The following is a 16,625-nucleotide window of genomic DNA, read 5'->3' as shown; positions in this document are numbered from 1 at the left end:
TCAGGCGGTGGTCGCGGCGGCGACAGGGGCGCCGGTCGCGTAGCGGTTGGCGGGGCGCGGCAGGCCGAGGTGGCCCCGCAGGGTGGTCGCCTCGTAGGCCTCGCGGAACAGCCCGCGGCGCTGCAGCTCGGGCACCAGCCGCTCGGTGACCTGCAGCAGGTCGTGCGGCAGGGTCGCCGGGCGCAGCCGGAAGCCGGTCAGCCCCGCGGCCGACCACTCCTCCAGCAGGTCCGCCAGCTGCGCGGCCGAGCCGGTGAAGATCCGCGCGTCGCTGCGGTACTCGCTGCCGGCGACGTCGTCGAGGCGGCGCAGCCGGGCGGCCGCGGTGGCCGGGTCGTCGTCCAGGACCACGACGAGGTCGCCGAAGACGTGCACGGTCTCCGCCGCCCGGCCGGCCGCCTGCTGGAGCCCGCGGATCTCGGCCACGATGGCGCCGGCGTCCGCGGCGTCGCGCGGGGTGACGAACCCGAGGTCGGCCTGGCTCGCCACCAGCCCGTAGGGCACCGTCGAGTGCGCCAGGGCCGTCACCACCGGCTGCCCCTGCGGCGGCCGCGGGGTGATCGACGGGCCGCGGACGGAGAACTGCGGGCCCTCGAAGTCGATGTAGTGCAGCTTGTCGCGGTCGACGAACCGGCCCGTGGCGACGTCGCGGATCTCGGCGTCGTCCTCCCAGCTGTCCCAGAGGCGGCGGACCACCTCGACCCAGTCGGCGGCCTCGCCGAACAGCTCGCGCACCACCTGCTGCACCTGCGGGCTGTCGTAGTCGGCGCGGTCGAACGCCGGTGCCTCGCGGCGCCCGACGTGCGCGTACTCGGTGGCGCTGGTGCTCACCTTGACGCGGACGCCGGCGCGGCCGGTGCTGACGTAGTCCAGCGTCGCGAGCGACTTGGACAGGTGGAAGGGCTCGGTGTGGGTGACGACGGCGGTCGGCACCAGCCCGATCCCGCGGGTCAGCGGCGCGACCCGGGCGGCGACCTGGACGGCGTCGAGCCGGCCGCGGACGCGGTCGGTGCGGTCGTCGGGGGCCCACGGGTCGTCGGACTGCAGCGACAGCGCGTCCTCGAGGGTGACCAGGTCGAGCAGGCCGCGCTCGGCCGCCCGGACCAGGTCGACCCAGTAGCCGGCGGTGAACAGGTCGGCGGGCCGGGCGTCGTCCTCGCGCCAGGCGGCGGGGTGCCAGCCGGCGCCGTCGAGCGCGACCGAGAGGTGGAGGTGCTCAGACATCGAGCACCGCCCCGGACTCCGTGACGCGGCCCAGGCCCCGGGTCAGCGGAGTGAGCTCGCCGGCCTCGACCGCGACCGGCAGCCGGTTCTCCGCCGGCGGCGTCGGGCAGGTGGCCAGGTCGGTGTAGGCGCAGGGCAGGTTCGCCGCGCGGTTGAGGTCGACGACGACGGAGCCGTCGGCGCCGGGGGCGTCGATCTGCAGGGCGCGGAAGGCGTAGGTGGTGCGCCCCGACGTCTCGTCGGAGAACAGCACGTTCAGCGAGCCCGGCTCGTAGCCGGCGAAGGCGGTCAGCGACAGCTCCCGCCCGTCGAGGGAGAACTCGACGACGCCGGGGGCGTCGTAGACGTGGGTCACCCCCTCGAACGCGCCGGGGACCTCGGTGGGCCGGGGCTCGGCGAAGGGCACGAACCGGCCGGGCACGGCCCAGCGCGGGTCGGCCGGGTAGGCGGGGTTGCCGGGGTACTGCTGGCGCAGCGGCGACTGCGGGTCCCGCAGCCGGACGACGTATCGGCCACCCCGCTCGGCGAGCTCCACCACGGTGTCGCCCGCGACGGTCGCGACGCTCTCGCGCAGGCCGAGCTCGCCGAACGCGTGCTCCCCGGTCACCGGCGCGCCGCCGACCTCGAGCTGCTCGCCCTCGTCGAGGGTGACGACGACTCCCTGCGGGCCGGCGACCCAGCTGCCGGGGACGCCGGGGATCCGCTGCGGCTCCTCGGAGAGCCACGACAGCACGGTCACCGCGAGGAAGCCGTGCGGGGAGGCGAGGTTGGCCTCCTTCTGCTCGTGCCACCTCGCCCACTCGGTCGCGAACGTGTCGGTGTCGGGCGCGGTCAGGGTCATCGGGTTCCTCCTGGTGCAGGGATGCGGGCGGCGGTGCCGGGGATGGCGGCCAGCAGCTCGCGCGTGTACTCGTGGGTGGGGGCGTCGAAGATCGCGTCGGTGCTGCCGGACTCGACGACCTCGCCGTCCCGGAGGACGACGACGGCGTGCGCGACCTGCCGGACCACGGCCAGGTCGTGCGAGATGAACAGGTAGGACACGCCGGTGTCGGCCTGGAGCTCGGCCAGCAGCTCCAGCACCTGGGCCTGGACGGACACGTCGAGCGCGGACACCGGCTCGTCGCAGACCACCAGCTCCGGGGCCAGCGCGAGGGCCCGGGCGATGGCGACCCGCTGCCGCTGGCCGCCGGAGAGCTCGGCCGGGCGGCGCTGCAGCACCGAGGCCGGCAGCGACACCCGCCCGAGCAGCTCCCGCGCCCGGGTGGCGCGGGAGGCACGGTCGCCGACGCGGAACGCCCGCAGCGGCTCGGTGACGACCTCCTCGATGGAGAAGCGCGGATCCAGCGACGCGTAGGGGTTCTGGTAGACGAGCTGGGCGCGCCGGCGGAACGCCCGCAGCGCCGCGCCCCGGACGCCGGTGACGTCCGTGCCGTCGAACGTCACCCGCCCGGCGGTCGGCTCGGTCAGCGCCAGCACCATCCGCGCCGTCGTCGACTTGCCGGAGCCGGACTCGCCGACCAGGGCCGTCGTCCGGCCGCGCTCGACGGTGAACGAGACGTTCCGGACGGCGTGCAGCACGCGGGGGCCGCTGCCGCCGCGGGGCAGCGGGAAGTCCTTGCTCAGCCCCTCGGCGACGACGAGCGGCTCCCGCGCCGGGACGTCGCCCTTGCGAACGGCTACCGGCGACGCCGCGCGGCGGGCCGCGGCCAGGCTCGGGGCGCTGGCCAGCAGCCGCTGCGTGTACGGGTCGCGCGGGTCGGTGAGGACCTGCTCGGTCGGGCCGGTCTCCACGATCCGCCCGCCGGACATGACGGCGATGCGCTGGGCCCGGTCGGCGGCGACGCCCAGGTCGTGGGTGACGAGCAGGACCGCCGTCCCCAGCTCCCGGGTGAGGGTGTCGAGGTGGTCGAGGATCCGCCGCTGCACCGTCACGTCGAGGGCGCTCGTCGGCTCGTCGGCGACCAGCAACTGCGGCCCGGCGGCGATCGCGACGGCGATGAGCGCCCGCTGCCGCATGCCGCCGGAGAGCTCGTGCGGGAACTGCCGCGCCCGCACCGCCGGCTCCGACAGCCCGGCGCGCCCGAGCAGCGCCACGGCGCGCTCGGCGGCCTCGCGGCGGCCGGCCAGGCCGTGCACGCGCAGCACCTCGGCCACCTGCGCGCCGATCCGCCGGGTCGGGTTGAGCGACACGGTGGGGTCCTGGGGCACCAGGCCGATCCGGGCGCCGCGGACCAGCTGCAGCTCCTTCTCCGAGGCGCCGGTCAGGTCGCGGCCGCTGAAGTGGATCGATCCGCCGTCGATCCGGCCACCGGCCGGCAGCAGGCCGACCACGGCGTGCGCGGTCGTGCTCTTGCCCGAGCCCGACTCGCCGACCAGGGCCACGACCTCGCCGGGGAAGACGTCGAGGTCGACCCCGCGCACCGCCGGGACCGGCCCGGAGCGGGTGGCGTAGGAGACGGTGAGGTCCCGGATCTTCAGCAGCGGGGCGCCGTCGGGCAGCGGCGCGCTCATCGGGTCGCCGCCCACTCGCCGTCCAGCGCCCGGGCGATCCGGTTGATGGCGAGCACGGTGCCGGCCACGACCAGGCCCGGCATCGTCGACAGCCACCAGGCGTTGCCCAGGTAGTTGCGCCCCTCGGAGACGAGGTTGCCCCACTCGGGCGCGGGCGGCGGGGCGCCGAAGCCGAGGAAGCTCAGCGAGGAGACCGCGAGCACCGCGGTGGCCAGCTCCAGGGTCGCCAGCACCAGCACCGGGCCCAGCGAGTTGGGCAGCACGTGCCGGGCGAGGACGCCGTACCAGCGGGTGCCCGAGGAGCGGGCGGCCTCGACGAACACCGCCGTCCGCACCCGCAGCACCTCGGCCCGCATCACCCGCGCGAACCCGGCGACGCTGGCGATGCCGACGGCGATGGCCACCTCGACCGTCCCGTAGCCCAGCGCGGTGACCAGTGCGAGGGACAGGAACAGCGCCGGGATCGACAGCAGCACGTCGACCAGGCGCATGACGACGTCCTCGACCCAGCCGCCGACGAACCCGGCGACCAGGCCCAGCAGCCCGCCGACGACGAAGGCGACGCCGACCGCGATCAGGGTCGCCTTGACCGACAGCGCCGTGCCGTGGACGACGCGGGCGAACACGTCGCGGCCCAGCTCGTCGGTGCCGAACCAGTGGGCGGCGCCGGGCGCGGCGAAGTTCTCCGCCGGCTCGCCCACCAGCGGGTCGGCCGAGGTGAACGCCCCGGGAGCGAAGGCGGCGACCGCGACGAGCAGCAGCAGCACGCCGGAGAGGACCAGGCCCGGCCGCCGGGCGAGGAAGCGCAGCAGCCGCCGCGCCGTCCCCCTCCCGGCGGCGGCGGGCGCCTCGGCCACGGCGACGGGCGCCGCCGGGGCCGCGACCGCGATCGGCTTGACGAGCAGCTCGGTCATGCGAGGCTCCTCCTCCGCCCGGCGACGACGATGCGCCGGTCGAGCAGCGGGTAGACGAGGTCGACGAGCAGGTTGACCAGCACGAACACCAGCGCGCCCAGGACGACGACGCCCTGCACCATCGGCAGGTCCTGGGCGCCCACCGCCGACGCGGTGACCCGGCCGATGCCGTCGCGGGAGAACACGGTCTCGACGACGACGGCGCTGGCCAGCAGCTGGCCGGCCAGCAGCCCCACGACCGTGAGCGCCGGCAGCGAGGCGTTGCGCAGCGCGTGCGCCAGGTGGATGCGGACCCGGCCGGCACCCTTGGCCCGCGCGGTCTGCACGTAGGGCTCGTCGAGCGCGGTGAGCAGGCTCTTGGCCAGCACCTGCGCCACCAGCGCGCCGGTCGGGATCGCCAGCGTCAGCGCCGGCAGGACCAGCGTGGCGGCCCCCTCGTTGCCGAACGCCGGGAACAGCCGCAGCTGGAACGACAGCAGCTGCACCAGCATCAGCCCCACCCAGAACGTCGGCACCGCGACGCCCAGCCCCGGCAGCGACAGCAGGAGCTGCCGCAGCCAGCGCCGCCGCGTGTAGGTGGCCAGGAGCGCCACGGCGCTGCCCAGGGCGACCGCCAGCAGCAGTGCCACCGCCGTCAGCTGCAACGTCGGGGGCAGGGCCGCGCCGAGGGTCTCGGCCACCGGCCGGTTGGTGGCGACGGAGTTCCCGAGGTCACCGGTCACCGCGTTGCCGAGGTTGGTCAGGTAGCGCACGACCAGCGGGTCGTCGTAGCCGTACTCGGCGCGGATGGCCGCCAGCTCCGCCGGGTCGACCTGACCCCCGTCCAGCCCCGCGCTCGCCATCGCCGTGACCGGGTCACCGGGCAGCGCGTCGAGGATGAGGAAGGAGACGGTGTAGGCCGCCCAGAGGACGACGATCGCCTGCGCCAGCCGGCGCGCCAGGTACCGACCCATCAGGAGATCCAGGTGTCGTGCAGCTGGAGGCGGCTGGAGGCGTCGAACTCGAGCTCGTGCACGGCCGGGGAGACGCCCAGCGTGGTCTGCAGCTCGACCACGGGGATGGTGAAGGCCTCCTCGACCAGCAGCTCCTGGGCCTGCGCGACCAGGTCGGCGCGCTCGGCCGGGTCGGCCGCGGCGGCCTGGGCGGTCAGCAGTTCGTCGAGCTCGCCCGCCGGGAGCCGGTAGAGGTTGGCCAGCTGGGTGGAGTAGGACCCGCGGAGGATGTCGGGGTCGGCGCGGGTCACGTTGCCCCAGGCGCCGTCGAACTCCCCGGCCTGCAGCGTCGGCAGGAGCTGGGCGATCGGCTGCTCGCGGAGCGTGACCTCGACGCCGATCGCGCGCAGCTGCTGCTGCAGCAGCTCCAGCGCCGGCTGGTTGGTCCCGGCGACCGGGGCCCACAGGACCTCGAGGGTCAGCCGGACGCCGTCCTTCTCGCGGATCCCGTCGCCGCCGGGTGCCCAGCCGGTCTCGTCGAGCAGCTCGACCGCGCGGTCGGCGTCGGTGGTCAGCCCGTCGGACAGGTCGGTGTAGCCCGGGGTCGTGCTCGACAGCACGCTGGTCGCCGGGAGGGTGCCGGTCGGGAAGACCGCGTCGACGATCTCCTGCCGGTCGACGGCGAGGGAGATGGCCTGCCGCACCGCCGCGTCGGCGAACTGCGGGCGCGCGTTGTTGAAGGTGATCCCGAAGACGACGCCGGGGTTGGCGCGGACCTGCAGCTCTATGCCGGCGCCGGACAGCGCGGCCTCGTCGGCCTGCCCGACGCTGCCGATGGCGTCGACCTGACCGGACTGGAGGCTGCCGGTGCGGACGCCGGCCTCGGGGACGATCCGGAACACCACGGAGTCGAGGCGGGCCTCGCCGTCGGCCCAGCGCGAGGAGCCCCAGTCGTAGCCGTCCCGCCTGTCCAGCGTGATCGACTGGTTCTGCACGTACTCGGCGAGGGTGAAGGGCCCCGAGCCGACGATGCCCGCGCTGCAGCGCTCGGCCGCGGGGAGGGCCGCGCTCGCCGAGGACACCAGGCCGAGGGAGTGCGTCGACGTCGCCTGCAGGAACTGCACGTTGGGCGTACCGAAGGTCACCTGCGCGGTGAGCTCGTCGACGACGGTCGTGCCCGTGTACCCGGTGAGGTAGCCGCGGGCCAGGCCGGCCAGCGCGCCCAGGTTCGGCACGGCGTCGAAGTTGTCCTTGACGACCTGGGCGGTCAGCGGGCTGCCGTCGCTGAAGGTGACGCCCTCGCGCAGGTGGAAGGTGAACGACGTCGCGTCGTCGCTGACCTCCCAGCTCTCGGCCAGCCACGGGACGATCTCGCCGGTCTCCGGGTCCTGGTCGGTGAGCGAGTCGACCAGCTGCCGCACCGAGTAGATCGTGTCGTTGCTGCCCACCTGCTGCGGGTCGACGCAGCCGGCGTCCGAACCGACGGCGAACGTCAGCGTCCCCCCGGACTGCGGCTCACCGCCGCTGCCGGCGTCGCCGGAGCCGGTGTCGCCGGTGCCGCAGGCGGTCAGCGCCAGCGCGGCGCCGGCGAGGAGGGCGGGGACGGCCCGGCGGGCCGATCGGGAACGGACGGTGCTCACGGGTTTCGGGATCTCCAGACGGGGGGCGGCCTCGGAGGGCCGCGGGGACGGATCGGGGGCATGCGGGCAGCACCGGCCGATCGGGGAGCGCGCGAGGACGCGCGCCATCCGACGGACGGGCAGTGGGTGGTCTCCGCCGGAAGGCGGAGGGGAGCCGCCCCTCGCGGGGCGGGCGGGGAGATCAGGCGCCCGGACAGAGCGCGCTGGTCACCAGCTGGAGGTCGATGTGCCGCCGGCAGGTGAGCGGTGAGCGGCGGGCGTACGCGGCGCGCGTACCGGCCAGACCGTCGTGCACCTGGGTTCCTCCTGCTGCTGCCGGCCGGAGCCGGTCTTCCACACTTGCGGGGCGGGGTCGCCTCGCCGGGCCGTCACCTGGAGCACCCCACCGCGGACGAGGGTTGCCGGTCAGCAAGCCAGGGCTTGTCGCTGACGCTCGATGCCGGGGTCGAGCCTGCCATCCCGAGCCAATTACGTCAATCCCGACCGACTTGATGCACTTTGCGGGAAGGGTCACACCGACCCCGCACCGGAGCGGCTGCGGAAGTCCCCGCGGCCGGAGTCCCCGCGCCAGTCGGCGAACGACTCCCCGGTCAGCTCCTCGAGCAGCGCGATGTCGTCCAGGAGCGGCGCGGGGCCGCCGGCGAGGACCTCCCGGCGGACCTCGACGGGCAGCGGCGGGCGCGGCGCCCGCCCGGCGTGCAGCGCGGCGATCAGCGGCCGGCTCGCCTGCCGCCACGCCTGGGGCGGCGCGTACGCGCCCAGCGCCGCGCCGGCCCGCGTGACGCGCGCCAGGGCCCGGTACCGCGGGGTGTCGGCCACGTACGGCTTCACGTTCTCGGGCGCCACGACGTGCGCGACGCCCTCGGCCACCCCGAGGAACCGGCTGACGCGGTCCAGCGTCTCCCGCGGCGTGTCGACCAGCTCGCGGTAGCGCAGCACGAGCACCTGCTCGCGGGGCAGGTGCCCGTACAGGTCGCGCAGCTGGGCGCCGTAGCGGGACAGGCCGCGGTAGTGCCAGAACGGCGCCCAGCCGGCGGCGATCCGCTGATCCTCGAGCCCGACCGCGGCGCCGAAGTCCGCCTCGGGCTCCAGCCCGTCGGCGCGCAGGTGGACCCAGTTGGAGTGGGCCCGGTCGACCGGGTCGCGCACCACCGCCACCACCTTGACGCCCGGGACGTCGGCGGCCAGCCGGGCCTGGGCAGCCCGGTCGTAGAGGTAGAAGGGCGTGCTCTCCCCCGCCACCGCGCCGCCCGGGGCCCCGGCGAACAGCGACAGGTAGTCCGGCCGCCGCCAGATCCACTCCCGGGCGCTGTGCGCGTCGCCCGGACCGCGCTGGCCGCTGCGCGGCGGCGGGCGCCCGTCGGTCAGGTAGTACTTCGGCTCCTTCACCGGCGACAGGTACAGCCCGGGGTGCGTCGCCAGCGCCGCGTGCAGCGCCGTCGTCCCCGCCTTGGGGGCGCCGGCGATCACGAAGTCGGGCAAACGGCCCTGCGGTCGGCTCATCGGGGCCCTCCTGGGGTCGATCGGGTGGGGTGTAGACACGGCGACGGCGACGGGCGACGACCGGCGCCGTCCCCCCGCACCGGAATCGGAGCAGCCGCGTGACCGCCAGCCCTCCCCGTACCCCCGCCGCCCGCCCGCCCGACCCGGGCCGGTTCTGGGCGGACGCCGAGGTGGTCGTGGAGCCCGAGGACCCGCGCGCGGGGTCGTGGGCCGGCGGGCCGTCGGCGCAACTGGTCGACGGGACGTGGTGGCTGGCCTACCGGCTGCGGCGGCCGGTGGGCGAGGGCCGGGGCTTCGGCAACGTGCTGGCCCGCTCCTCCGACGGCGTCCGCTTCGAGCCGGTCGCCGCCCTGGGCAAGGACCGCTTCGGCGCCGAGTCGCTCGAGCGGCCCGCGCTGGTGCACATGCCCGAGGGCCGCTGGCGGCTGTACGTCAGCTGCGCCACCCCGGGCACGAAGCACTGGCGGGTCGACCTGCTGGAGGCCGACGACGTCCCGGGCCTGGCCACCGCGCGGCCCCGGACGGTGCTGCCCGGCAGCGGCACGGCAGCCGTCAAGGACCCGGTCGTGCGCCACGACGGCGTCCAGTGGCACCTGTGGGCGTCGGTCCACCCGCTCGACGACCCCGACGCGACCGACCGGATGACCACCGAGCACGCCACCAGCCCCGACGGGGTGGAGTGGACCTGGCGCGGCACCGCGCTCGCCGGCACGCCCGGCACCTGGGACGCCCGCGGGGTGCGCTTCACCGCGGTCGTGCTCGACGGCTCGCGCACGTGGGCCCTGTACGACGGCCGGGCGAGCGCCGCGGAGAACTGGGAGGAGCGCACCGGCCTCGCCGTGCACGACGGGGAGGGCGCCTTCCGCGCCGTCGACGGCGGGCCGCTGCTCACCAGCCCGCACCCGCCGGGCGGCCTGCGCTACGCCGACGTCGTGGCCCTGCCCGGAGGCGGCGCCCGCTGGTTCTACGAGGCCACCCGCGCCGACGGGGGGCACGAGCTGCGCACCGTCGTCCTCCCCGGCTGAGCGACGGGCGGGCACGCGGCTCACGGGTGGCCCGCCGGTCCGCCGCACCCGGCCCCGCGGGCCAGCGCGCCGGGGTCGACGCCGGCGAGCGCGGCCAGCGGCCGCGGGTCGTCGGCGGGCTGCCACCGGCCGTCGACGACGGCATAGGCCACCGACGGCCCGTCGGCGAGATAGGCGGCCAGCCCGGCCAGCAGGCGGTCGACGTCGGCGGCGGTCGTGCCGACGCCGACGCTGGCCCGCAGCGCCCCGCCGGGGACGCCGAGCCGGGCGAGCAGCGGATGGGCGCAGAACCGGCCGTCGCGCAGGCCGATGCCGTGCTCGGCGGAGAGGTAGGCGGCCAGCAGGCCGGGGTCGGCGCCCTCCACGGTGAAGCCGACGACGCCGGTGGGCTCGCCCGAGTCCGGCCAGATCCGCAGCACCCGCACGCCCGGCAGCCCCGCCAGCCCGGCGACGAGCCGCTCGCGCAGCGCCCGCTCGTGCGCGTCGAGCGCGCCGTCGGGCAGGGCGCCGAGCGCGTCGCACGCCGTGGCCAGCGCCACCGCGCCGAGCACGTTGGGCGAGCCGCCCTCGTGCCGGTGCGGTGCGGCCAGCCACCGCGCCCCGGCCGCGGTGACCTCGGCGACCGCTCCCCCGCCGGCGAGGTACGCCGGGCCGGCGTCGAGCCAGTCGCGGCGGCCGACCAGCGCGCCGGCGCCGAAGGGGGCGTAGAGCTTGTGCCCGGAGAAGGCCACCCAGTCCGCCCCGCTGTCGGCCAGCGAGAAGCGCCGGTGCGGCACCAGCTGGGCGCCGTCGACGACCACCCGGGTGCCGGACTGGTGGGCCAGGGCGACCACCTCGGCCAGGGGCAGCGCCTCGCCGGTCACGTTGGACGCGCCGGTGACGGCCAGCAGCGCGTAGCGCTCGGCGCCGAGCTCGGCCCGCAGCCGGGCCAGGGTCTCCGCGGCGGTGGCCGGCGTGGCCAGCACCGTCGCGTCGCCCCGGCGCTGCCACGGGAGCAGGTCGGCGTGGTGCTCGGCGTCGAGGACCAGCACGCCCGCCCCGGCGGGGACGCAGCCGGCGAGCACGGCCAGGGCGTCGGTGGTGTTGCGGGTGACGACGCAGACGTCCGAGTCGCGCGCGCCGACGAAGGCGGCGATGCGGTCGCGGGCCGACTCGTACAGGGCCGTCGAGACCTGGGACAGGTAGCCCGCCCCGCGGTGCACGCTGGCGTACAGCGGCAGCACCTCGGCCACGCGCGCGGCGACCGCTGCGAGGGCCGGCGTGCTGGCCGCGGTGTCCAGCTGGGCGTAGGGCACGGTTGCGCCGGTCACCAGCGGCACGGTCAGGCCGGCGCCGACGACGGGCAGCAGCGGGGCGTCGGCCGCCGGGCCGTGGGCGGGGACGGTGCCGGCGGGGGCGGCGCCGACGGGGGCGGCGCTGCCGGCGGCGTCGGGGCCGGCCGGGCGGGGAAGGACGGCGGTGGACACGGGTCTCCTCTGGTCCGGGGACCCGCGAGGCAGGTCCGCGCTTGCCGGCGCCGGTCGGCGCCCGCCTGGTCGTCACCCGGAGCACCCCGCCGCGGAGGAGGGTTGCCGGCCAGCGAGCCGGGGCTTCGCGCTGGCACTCGTGACCTGTCGACGAGCCTGACAGACGCCCCCTATCCCGTCAAATACGATCGGGATGGTAGGGATTGGTGTCGTGAGCACCGTCGCCGTCGTCGGCAACCCCAAGCCCCTCTCGCGGACGCGGGCCGCGGCCGAGTCCGTCCTGGAGCGCCTCACCGGCGCCCCGCCCGACCGGGTGATCGACGTGATCGACCTCGGCGCGGGGCTGCTCGGCTGGGGTGATCCCGCCGTCGAGGACGCCGTCGCGGCCCTCCGGGAGGCCGACGTCGCCGTCGTCGCCAGCCCCACCTACAAGGGCACCTACACCGGCCTGCTCAAGCTGTTCCTCGACCAGGTGGGCACCGGCGACCTCGCCGGCGTCGTGGCGGTGCCGCTGATGCTCGGCGGCGGACCGACCCACGCCCTGGCCCCGGACCTGCTGCTCAAGCCCGTGCTCACCGAGCTGGGCGCGACCACCCCCACCCGCGGGCTGTACCTGATCGACCGCTCCTGGGACGACCCGACGGTGCTCGACCCGTGGCTGGCCACCGCGGGCCCGCAGGTGGCCGCGTTCACCCCCCGTTGATCATCGGCAGGTGGCGGCCCCCCTCGGCGTGTCGGGCAGCCATCCGCCGATGATCACGGCCGCCGGCGCCGGCCGCCGACGAGCCCGGCCACGGTGGCGCGGGCACCGCGGGCGCGCAGGGCGGTCAGGGCTTCGCGGTAGGAGGCGGCGAACCGCTCGTCGGCGGCCAGGTCGCCGAACACGTCGGGATCGTCGAGGAAGGCCAGGGGATCGGCGGCCTGCCGGTCCGCGCGGAGCCCGAGCTGCTCGGCGCGCGGATCGACCAGCGCCAGCGGCAGGCCCGCGTCGTCGGCGCCCTCGGCCGCCCGCGCCCAGCCGGCCAGCACGGCGGCCGAGCGGCGGATCTCGCCGCCGCGGGCCAGGTTGTCGCGCAGCACCGGCAGGAGGAACTGCGGCACCCGGTCGGAGGCGTTCTCGCGGATCCGGTCGAGGGTGTCGCGGACCTGCGGGTTGGCGAAGCGGCCGATCAGGTCGGCCTTGTACCGGCGCAGGTCGATGCCGGGCACGGGGGCGAGGGTCGGCGTGGCCTCCTCGTCGAGGTAGCCGCGGAGGAACTCGCGGAACAGCGGGTCCTGGCAGGCCTCGTGCACGTACTCCAGTCCCGCCAGCCGCCCGAGGTGGGCCAGCACCTGGTGACCGGCGTTGAGCAGCCGCAGCTTCATCTGCTCGTAGGGGGCGACGTCGGCGACCAGTTGCACGCCGACGTCCTCCAGGGGCGGCCGGCCGGCCGGGAACGCGTCCTCGAGCACCCACTGGGTCCACGGCTCGCACACCACCGGCCAGGCGTCGTCCACGCCGAACCGGCGGGCGAGCTCGGCCCGGTCGGCGTCGGTGGTGACGGGGGTGATCCGGTCGACCATCGAGTTCGGAAAGGCCACCTCGGCGCGCACCCACTCCCCCAGCTCGCGGTCGCGCAGGCCGGCGAAGGCGGCGAAGCTGCGGCGGGCCAGGTCGCCGTTGTGCGGGACGTTGTCGCAGGAGACCACCGCGAACGGCGGCAGCCCGCGGGCCCGGCGGCGCGCGAGGGCCTCGGTGACCAGACCGAACGTCGTCCGCGGTGCGGCGCCGGCCCGGAGGTCGGCGACCACGTCGGGGGCGTCGACGTCGAACTCGCCGGTGGCCGCCGAGGTGTTGTAGCCGCCCTCGGTGACCGTCAGCGAGACGATGCGGGTCGTCTCAGCGGCCATCCGCTCGACGACGGCCCCGGGGTCGTCGGGGGCGAAGAGGTACTCGACGATCGAGCCGACCACCCGGGCGTCGAGGAAGCCGTCGGGATGCTTGGCGACGACGGTGTAGAGGCAGTCCTGCGCCGCCATGACCTGGGCCATCCGGCGGTCGCCGGGCAGGACGCCGACGCCGCAGATGCCCCAGTCCGTGCCCCGCCCGGACTCCAGCAGCCGGTCGACGTACAGCGCCTGGTGGGAGCGGTGGAACCCGCCGACGCCCAGGTGCACGATGCCCGGCCGCACCGCCGTCCGGTCGTAGCGGGGCGTCCACACCGACGGGCCGAGGGTGGCGAGGGTGGAAGCGCTCAGCCGCGGCATGCCCGGGCCCTTACCCCCGCGGCGCGGTCTCCACCGGCGGAGCCGCCCGTGATGCGGGAGGGCTGGCGCTCGGGTGTGACGGGGGCCACCATGAGGGTCACTGCACCGTCCGCGCTGCCGGAGGTACCCGTGACGACGTCGCTCCAGGCCCCCCGAGCTCCGCGCGGTCCGGCGTGACCGCCCTCGTGCCGCGGCCGGTCGTCAGCCGGCCGGGGCCGGTCCGGGTGGCGGAGAAGGGGTCGCGGCTGTCGAACCTGCTGCGGACCACCGACCACAAGACCATCGGCCTGATGTACCTGGTCACCTCGTTCGTCTGGTTCATCGCCGGCGGGCTCATGGCGATGCTGATGCGGGGAGAGCTGGCCGTTCCGGGGCTGCAGTACCTCTCGCCGGAGCAGTACAACCAGCTCTTCACGATGCACGGCACGATCATGCTGCTGTTCTTCGCGACGCCGCTGTTCTTCGCGTTCGGCAACCTGATCATGCCGCTGCAGATCGGCGCCCCCGACGTCGCGTTCCCGCGGCTGAACGCGCTGTCGTACTGGCTGTTCCTCTTCGGCTCCATGATCGCCGTCTCGGGCTTCCTCACCCCCGGCGGCGCCGCCGACTTCGGCTGGTACGCCTACACCCCGCTGTCGGACGGGGTGAACTCGCCCGGCGCCGGCGCGACCCTCTGGATGGCGGGCCTGGCGGTCAGCGGGCTGGGCACCATCCTCGGCGCGGTCAACTTCATCACCACGATCGTCTGCCTGCGCGCGCCCGGCATGACCATGTTCCGGATGCCGATCTTCACCTGGAACACGCTGGTCACCAGCCTGCTGGCGATCCTGGTCTTCCCGATCCTGACCGCGGCGATCTTCGGCCTGCTGGCCGACCGCAACCTCGGCTCGCTGGTCTACTCCACCGAGAACGGTGGGCCGATGCTCTGGCAGCACCTGTTCTGGTACTTCGGCCATCCCGAGGTCTACATCATCGCGCTGCCGTTCTTCGGCATCGTCACCGAGATCATCCCGGTGTTCAGCCGGAAGCCCCTGTTCGGCTACAAGGGCATGGTCGCGGCCACCATCGCCATCGGCGCCCTGTCGATGGGCGTGTGGGCGCACCACATGTTCGCCACCGGCGCGGTCCTGCTGCCGTTCTTCGCGTTCATGACCTACCTGATCGCCGTGCCGACCGGCATCAAGTTCTTCAACTGGATCGGCACCATGTGGCGCGGCCAGCTGACGTTCGAGACGCCGATGCTGTGGTCGCTCGGCTTCATGGTGACCTTCCTGCTGGGCGGGCTGACCGGGGTGCTGCTGGCCAGCCCGCCGCTGGACTTCCACCTCAACGACAGCTACTTCCTCGTCGCCCACTTCCACTACGTCGTCTTCGGCACGGTCGTGTTCGCGGCGAACGCCGGGATCGTCTTCTGGTTCCCGAAGATGTGCGGCCGGATGATGGACGAGCGGCTGAGCAGGCTGCAGTTCTGGCTGACGTTCGTCGGCTTCCACGGCACGTTCCTGGTCCAGCACTGGCTGGGCGGCGAGGGCATGCCGCGCCGCTACGTCAACTACCAGCCCGACGACGGGTTCACGACGCTGAACGTCGTCTCGACGATCTTCTCGTTCGTGCTGGGGGCGTCGATCCTGCCGTTCCTGCTCAACGTCGTCCGGTCGTGGAAGCACGGGCAGCTCGCCGTGCGCGACGACCCCTGGGGCCACGGCAACTCGCTGGAGTGGGCGACCTCGTCGCCGCCGCCGCGGCACAACTTCCTCGAGATCCCGCGGATCCGCTCGGAGCGCCCGGCCTTCGAGCTGCACTACCCGCACCTGGTGGAGCGGCTGCAGCGCGAGGCGCACGTCGGCAAGCGACACGAGCCCTACGCGGGTCAGATCGGCGGCACGGCCGGCCGCCGGCAGGGGCCGAACGACCCCGACCCGACCTGAGGGTCCGCCCTCGACCTCCCGGAGGTGGCCCGTGGACAGTTCCGAGGCCCAGGTCCTCGCCGACCTCGAGCAGGAACTCCTCGCCCCCGCGGTGCGCCGCCTGCGGCGCCGGTTCTGCGCCGTGACGGCCGTCGCCGCCGCAGCCGCGGTCGGCGCGTTCGCGGTGCTCGGGCTCGCGGCCCTGCCGGTGCTGTACGTCGTCCTCCTCGCCGGAGGGCTGGTCCTCGTCGCGCGGGCGACGGACCGGCCCGGGCTGCCCGCGCCCGACGGGCTCGGCGACGGACGTCCCGAGCGTCCACGCCACCGGCACCGGCACCCGCTCCGGCACCGGCACCCGCGGCGTCAGCCCCTCGGCTGCAGCACGAAGTCGTAGCGCGCCTGCAGCCACGGCCGGTCGCTGCGGCCGCCGTCGGGCGTGGGGCCGGGCTCGCGCCGCTCGAAGGCGACGACGAGCTCGGCCTTGGTGCCGAACACCACGTCGGTGTCGAGGTACTCCGCGCCCTCCTGGAACAGGTGGGTGATCAGCGGCTCGAAGCCCGGGGCGTCGAGCAGGAAGTGGACGTGCGCCGGCCGGAAGTGGCTGATCGCGGTCTGGGCGACCAGGTCGCCGACGGGCCCGTCCATCGGGATCGAGTAGCCCTTCGGCGCGATGGTGTGCACGCAGTAGGTGCCGTCGTCCCGGCTGCGGTAGATGCCGCGCAGCCGCGCCTCGTCGACGTCGGCGTGCTGCACCTCGTAGAGGCCCGCGTCGTCGGCCTGCCAGACGTCCAGCCGCGCGCCCGCCACCGGGGCGCCCGCCAGGTCGCGGACGGTCCCCGAGACGTACAGCGGCACGCCGTCCAGGCCGCCGGACATGTCCCCGCCGAAGTCCAGCTCCGGGGACCCGGGGATGTGGAAGGGCCCGAGCACCGTGGCCGGCGTCGCCGACGGGTCGAGGCGGTGGTTCATCTGGACGACGAGCATCGACAGCCCGAGCACGTCGGAGGCGAGGATGAACTCCTCCCGCTTCTCGTTGCTGATCTGCCCGGCGCGGTCCAGCCACCGGACGGCGGCCAGCCACTCGGCCTCGGTCAGCCGCACCTCGCGGGCGAAGGCGTGCAGGTGGCGCACGAGCGCGGTCATGAGCTCGGCGAGCCGGGGGTCGCGCGCGGTCTGCCACCGCTGCGCGGCCAGCTCGGTGATGTTGTCCTCGGTGACGAGCTCCATCGCTCCTCCTCGTGCGCTGCGGGGGACGT

14 protein-coding genes and 2 riboswitches are annotated in these 16,625 nt (G+C 75.3%); of the genes, 4 read left to right on the top strand and 10 right to left on the bottom strand.

Features of this window, described 5'->3' with window-relative positions:
• The 7 genes from BMY88_RS02110 to BMY88_RS02080 all read right to left on the bottom strand — a co-directional run bounded on the left by BMY88_RS02110 (position 1) and on the right by BMY88_RS02080 (position 8,724).
• On the bottom strand, positions 1–1,224 hold the full coding sequence (locus tag BMY88_RS02110; protein ID WP_091939600.1) for an LLM class flavin-dependent oxidoreductase: 1,224 nt from the start codon (positions 1,222–1,224) through the stop codon (positions 1–3).
• Complete coding sequence (locus BMY88_RS02105) at positions 1,217–2,065, bottom strand: DUF1684 domain-containing protein (protein WP_091939598.1); 849 nt, start codon at positions 2,063–2,065, stop codon at positions 1,217–1,219. Before BMY88_RS02105 ends, BMY88_RS02110 begins: the two co-directional genes overlap by 8 nt.
• Positions 2,062–3,735 carry a dipeptide ABC transporter ATP-binding protein gene (locus tag BMY88_RS02100; RefSeq protein ID WP_091939990.1) on the bottom strand — a complete coding sequence of 558 codons (1,674 nt, stop codon included), beginning with the start codon at positions 3,733–3,735 and terminating at the stop codon, positions 2,062–2,064. The genes BMY88_RS02105 and BMY88_RS02100 overlap by 4 nt, the downstream gene beginning before the upstream one ends.
• Positions 3,732–4,649 carry an ABC transporter permease gene (locus BMY88_RS02095; protein WP_091939596.1) on the bottom strand — a complete coding sequence of 306 codons (918 nt, stop codon included), beginning with the start codon at positions 4,647–4,649 and terminating at the stop codon, positions 3,732–3,734. The genes BMY88_RS02100 and BMY88_RS02095 overlap by 4 nt, the downstream gene beginning before the upstream one ends.
• Positions 4,646–5,602, bottom strand: coding sequence for an ABC transporter permease (locus tag BMY88_RS02090; protein ID WP_091939595.1), 957 nt, complete (start codon positions 5,600–5,602; stop codon positions 4,646–4,648). Before BMY88_RS02090 ends, BMY88_RS02095 begins: the two co-directional genes overlap by 4 nt.
• Positions 5,602–7,221, bottom strand: a complete 1,620-nt coding sequence (locus tag BMY88_RS02085) for an ABC transporter substrate-binding protein (RefSeq protein WP_244524408.1) — start codon at positions 7,219–7,221, stop codon at positions 5,602–5,604. The genes BMY88_RS02090 and BMY88_RS02085 overlap by 1 nt, the downstream gene beginning before the upstream one ends.
• Positions 7,222–7,551: 330 nt before the next feature.
• A riboswitch (SAM riboswitch) is annotated at positions 7,552–7,662 on the bottom strand.
• Positions 7,663–7,731: 69 nt separating this feature from the next.
• Positions 7,732–8,724, bottom strand: a complete 993-nt coding sequence (locus BMY88_RS02080) for a sulfotransferase (RefSeq protein ID WP_091939591.1) — start codon at positions 8,722–8,724, stop codon at positions 7,732–7,734.
• A 98-nt stretch (positions 8,725–8,822) separates the two neighbouring features.
• Here BMY88_RS02080 and BMY88_RS02075 point away from each other — a divergent pair, with 98 nt between their 5' ends.
• Entirely contained in the window at positions 8,823–9,749 is a 927-nt protein-coding gene (locus BMY88_RS02075; protein WP_091939588.1) for a glycoside hydrolase family protein, read from the top strand.
• A gap of 20 nt (positions 9,750–9,769) precedes the next feature.
• On the opposite strand, the gene BMY88_RS02070 is transcribed toward BMY88_RS02075, so the two are convergent.
• Positions 9,770–11,215, bottom strand: a complete 1,446-nt coding sequence (locus BMY88_RS02070; RefSeq protein WP_091939586.1) for an aminotransferase class V-fold PLP-dependent enzyme — start codon at positions 11,213–11,215, stop codon at positions 9,770–9,772.
• A gap of 32 nt (positions 11,216–11,247) precedes the next feature.
• A riboswitch (SAM riboswitch) is annotated at positions 11,248–11,360 on the bottom strand.
• A gap of 66 nt (positions 11,361–11,426) precedes the next feature.
• On the opposite strand from BMY88_RS02070, the gene BMY88_RS02065 reads away from it, so the two are divergent.
• Positions 11,427–11,918, top strand: a complete 492-nt coding sequence (locus BMY88_RS02065; protein WP_211435424.1) for an NADPH-dependent FMN reductase — start codon at positions 11,427–11,429, stop codon at positions 11,916–11,918.
• Positions 11,919–11,971: 53 nt separating this feature from the next.
• Here BMY88_RS02065 and BMY88_RS02060 read toward each other — a convergent pair whose 3' ends face one another.
• The gene (locus BMY88_RS02060) at positions 11,972–13,462 is read right to left on the bottom strand and encodes a mannitol dehydrogenase family protein (protein ID WP_091939582.1); all 1,491 of its coding nucleotides are present in this window, start codon (positions 13,460–13,462) and stop codon (positions 11,972–11,974) included.
• Positions 13,463–13,635: 173 nt separating this feature from the next.
• Between BMY88_RS02060 and ctaD the strand changes: the two genes are divergently transcribed.
• Entirely contained in the window at positions 13,636–15,390 is a 1,755-nt protein-coding gene (ctaD, locus tag BMY88_RS02055) for an aa3-type cytochrome oxidase subunit I (protein WP_091939581.1), read from the top strand.
• A 31-nt stretch (positions 15,391–15,421) separates the two neighbouring features.
• On the top strand, positions 15,422–15,763 hold the full coding sequence (locus BMY88_RS02050; protein WP_091939578.1) for a hypothetical protein: 342 nt from the start codon (positions 15,422–15,424) through the stop codon (positions 15,761–15,763).
• On the opposite strand, the gene BMY88_RS02045 is transcribed toward BMY88_RS02050, so the two are convergent.
• Positions 15,733–16,596 (bottom strand): dioxygenase family protein, encoded by an 864-nt coding sequence (locus BMY88_RS02045; protein ID WP_091939576.1) that lies wholly within the window; start codon positions 16,594–16,596, stop codon positions 15,733–15,735. The two genes, BMY88_RS02050 and BMY88_RS02045, sit on opposite strands and share 31 nt — an antisense overlap.
• Positions 16,597–16,625: the final 29 nt, after the last annotated feature.

It is taken from the genome of Trujillonella endophytica, from assembly GCF_900110555.1.
Classification (GTDB): domain Bacteria; phylum Actinomycetota; class Actinomycetes; order Mycobacteriales; family Geodermatophilaceae; genus Trujillonella; species Trujillonella endophytica.
The sequence above is the reverse complement of the archived record's forward strand: the minus strand, read 5'-3'. Positions and strand labels throughout refer to the sequence as shown.

What these genes read in the sequence shown, in the direction of transcription:
- BMY88_RS02110 (WP_091939600.1), bottom strand. Translation starts at nt 1,224, where the DNA reads ATGTCTGAGCACCTCCACCTCTCGGTCGCGCTCGACGGCGCCGGCTGG.
- BMY88_RS02105 (WP_091939598.1), bottom strand. Translation starts at nt 2,065, where the DNA reads ATGACCCTGACCGCGCCCGACACCGACACGTTCGCGACCGAGTGGGCG.
- BMY88_RS02100 (WP_091939990.1), bottom strand. Translation starts at nt 3,735, where the DNA reads ATGAGCGCGCCGCTGCCCGACGGCGCCCCGCTGCTGAAGATCCGGGAC.
- BMY88_RS02095 (WP_091939596.1), bottom strand. Translation starts at nt 4,649, where the DNA reads ATGACCGAGCTGCTCGTCAAGCCGATCGCGGTCGCGGCCCCGGCGGCG.
- BMY88_RS02090 (WP_091939595.1), bottom strand. Translation starts at nt 5,602, where the DNA reads ATGGGTCGGTACCTGGCGCGCCGGCTGGCGCAGGCGATCGTCGTCCTC.
- BMY88_RS02080 (WP_091939591.1), bottom strand. Translation starts at nt 8,724, where the DNA reads ATGAGCCGACCGCAGGGCCGTTTGCCCGACTTCGTGATCGCCGGCGCC.
- BMY88_RS02060 (WP_091939582.1), bottom strand. Translation starts at nt 13,462, where the DNA reads ATGCCGCGGCTGAGCGCTTCCACCCTCGCCACCCTCGGCCCGTCGGTG.
- BMY88_RS02045 (WP_091939576.1), bottom strand. Translation starts at nt 16,596, where the DNA reads ATGGAGCTCGTCACCGAGGACAACATCACCGAGCTGGCCGCGCAGCGG.